The sequence below is a fragment of the Tropicimonas sp. TH_r6 genome (assembly GCF_033101155.1).
In the GTDB taxonomy this organism is placed as follows: Bacteria; Pseudomonadota; Alphaproteobacteria; order Rhodobacterales; family Rhodobacteraceae; genus Tropicimonas.
Map to the genome: position 1 here is coordinate 2501 of NZ_JAWMPX010000062.1, position 3311 is coordinate 5811.

Annotated in this window: 2 rRNA genes; both read left to right on the forward strand. The window is 52.5% G+C overall.

From position 1 onward, the window contains the following. Positions 1 to 167: 167 nt before the first annotated feature. Positions 168 to 2996: ribosomal RNA gene (locus R3X27_RS25190) — 23S ribosomal RNA — on the forward strand. 77 nt (positions 2997 to 3073) lie between these two features. Next, a 5S ribosomal RNA gene (rrf, locus tag R3X27_RS25195) occupies positions 3074 to 3188 on the forward strand. Positions 3189 to 3311: the final 123 nt, after the last annotated feature.

Below are 3311 nucleotides of genomic sequence, written 5' to 3' on the forward strand. Positions count from 1 at the left end.
GTCCAAGTCAAGTACACTAACCAAATGGTTCGATCCGCACGGATTGAACCGAATGTTCCATGTCTTCGGATATGGAGCGGGAAAATGTATGACTTTTGATCAGAAAGTGAGGTGCTGGCCGAACCAGCCTGGCACCGTGAGACGCAAGTCTTGCTCTTTCTGGATCAAATCAAGCGCGAAAAGGGCGTTTGGTGGATGCCTTGGCAGCAAGAGGCGATGAAGGACGTGATACTCTGCGATAAGTCCTGGGGAGCTGAGAATAAGCTTTGATCCAGGAATTTCCGAATGGGGCAACCCACCTGACAGTTCCATATAGATAGCTTCGGTTATCTTTATGAAGCTGAAACAGGTACTTTTAGACTGAATATATAGGTTTAAAAGAGCAAACCCGGGGAACTGAAACATCTAAGTACCCGGAGGAAAGGAAATCAACAGATACTCCCCTAGTAGCGGCGAGCGAACGGGGACCAGCCGAGCAATGAATGTGACAAGAACAGTCTGGAAAGACTGGCCATAGTGGGTGACAGCCCCGTATTGGAAGCATGATTTGACGTATTAAGTAGGGCGGGACACGTGAAATCCTGTCTGAACATGGGGGGACCACCCTCTAAGGCTAAGTACTCCTTGCTGACCGATAGCGAACCAGTACCGTGAGGGAAAGGTGAAAAGCACCCCGACGAGGGGAGTGAAACAGTTTCTGAAACCGGACGCCTACAATCAGTCGGAGGGACCTCGAGTCCTGACGGCGTACCTTTTGTATAATGGGTCATCGACTTGGTCTAACATGCAAGCCTAAGCCATTAGGTGTAAGCGCAGCGAAAGCGAGTCTTAATAGGGCGTCGAGTATGTTGGATCAGACCCGAAACCGAGTGATCTAGGCATGACCAGGATGAAGGTACGGTAACACGTACTGGAGGTCCGAACCCACACCTGTTGAAAAAGGTCGGGATGAGTTGTGCCTAGGGGTGAAAGGCCAATCAAACTCGGAGATAGCTGGTTCTCCGCGAAATCTATTTAGGTAGAGCGTCGCACGAATACCCTCGGGGGTAGAGCACTGGATGGGTAACGGGGTCCCACAGACTTACTGATCCTAACCAAACTCCGAATACCGAGGAGTACTATGCGGCAGACACACTGCGGATGCTAACGTCCGTAGTGGAGAGGGAAACAACCCTGACCTCCAGCTAAGGCCCCTAATTCATGGCTAAGTGGGAAAGCAGGTGGGACGACCAAAACAACCAGGAAGTTGGCTTAGAAGCAGCCATCTTTTAAAGATAGCGTAACAGCTCACTGGTCTAATCAAGTTGTCCTGCGGCGAAGATGTATCGGGGCTCAAGCCATGAGCCGAAGCTGAGGACTGCGTATGCAGTGGTAGCGGAGCGTAGTGTGATATAACACCAATCCTCCTTAGTCTTCTCCGGAAGGCATTGGAGGATAAGGTGTTGTCTGTGAAGCCGGGCTGTAAGGCATCCGGTGGAGAGATCACTAGTGAGAATGATGACATGAGTAGCGACAAACAGGGTGAGAGACCCTGTCGCCGAAAGTCCAAGGGTTCCTGCTTAAAGCTAATCTGAGCAGGGTAAGCCGGCCCCTAAGTCGAGGCAGAAATGCGTAGACGATGGGAACTAGGTTAATATTCCTAGGCCAGGAGGATGTGACGGATCGAGACTGTTGTTCACCCTTATCGGATTGGGTGGGCCGCTAATCGGTTCCTGGAAATAGCCCTCCATCAGACCGTACCCTAAACCAACACAGGTGGACTGGTAGAGAATACCAAGGCGCTTGAGAGAACGATGTTGAAGGAACTCGGCAAAATACCTCCGTAAGTTCGCGAGAAGGAGGCCCGGGTTCAAGGCAACTTGGATCCGGGGGCACAAACCAGGGGGTGGCGACTGTTTACTAAAAACACAGGGCTCTGCGAAGTCGCAAGACGACGTATAGGGTCTGACGCCTGCCCGGTGCCTGAAGGTTAAAAGGAGGAGTGAGAGCTCCGAATTGAAGCCCAGGTAAACGGCGGCCGTAACTATAACGGTCCTAAGGTAGCGAAATTCCTTGTCGGGTAAGTTCCGACCTGCACGAATGGCGTAACGACTTCCCCGCTGTCTCCAACATCGACTCAGCGAAATTGAATTGCCTGTCAAGATGCAGGCTTCCCGCGGTTAGACGGAAAGACCCCGTGCACCTTTACTACAGCTTCACACTGGCATTAGGCCGAACATGTGCAGGATAGGTGGTAGACTTCGAACCAGGGACGCCAGTTCCTGGGGAGTCTCCCTTGAGATACCACCCTTGTTCTGCTTGATGTCTAACCGCGGTCCGTTATCCGGATCCGGGACCCTGTGTGGCGGGTAGTTTGACTGGGGCGGTCGCCTCCTAAAGCGTAACGGAGGCGCGCGAAGGTTGGCTCAGAGCGGTCGGAAATCGCTCGTTGAGTGCAATGGCAGAAGCCAGCCTGACTGCGAGACTGACAAGTCGAGCAGAGACGAAAGTCGGCCATAGTGATCCGGTGGTCCCGAGTGGAAGGGCCATCGCTCAACGGATAAAAGGTACGCCGGGGATAACAGGCTGATGGTGCCCAAGAGTCCATATCGACGGCACCGTTTGGCACCTCGATGTCGGCTCATCTCATCCTGGGGCTGGAGCAGGTCCCAAGGGTACGGCTGTTCGCCGTTTAAAGAGGTACGTGAGCTGGGTTTAGAACGTCGTGAGACAGTTCGGTCCCTATCTGCCGTGGGTGTAGGATACTTGAGAGGAGTTGCCCCTAGTACGAGAGGACCGGGGTGAACGATCCACTGGTGTACCAGTTGTTCCGCCAGGAGCAGTGCTGGGTAGCTATGATCGGAAAGGATAACCGCTGAAGGCATCTAAGCGGGAAGCCCCCCTCAAAACAAGGTATCCCTGAGGGCCGTGGTAGACTACCACGTCGATAGGCCGGAGATGTAAGCATGGTAACATGCTCAGTTGACCGGTACTAATTGCCCGATAGGCTTGATTTGATCCAGTAAAAGCAAGACTGGACCAGAAGTCACACCAATGACCTGGACAACCTGATGTTGCTGAGTGGCTTTCTTGGTTTGGTGGTCATAGCGCGAGTGAAACACCCGATCCCATCTCGAACTCGGCCGTTAAGCACCGTAGCGCCGATGGTACTGCGTCTCAAGACGTGGGAGAGTAGGTCACCGCCAAACCTAGAAAACCACTCAGCAATAACTCTCAATACAATATCAAACAAAGAAGCCCGCAATGACCAAAATCATCGCGGGCTTCTTTGCATCCAAAACAAATCAACCCAAAACTACTCAAGATCAGAA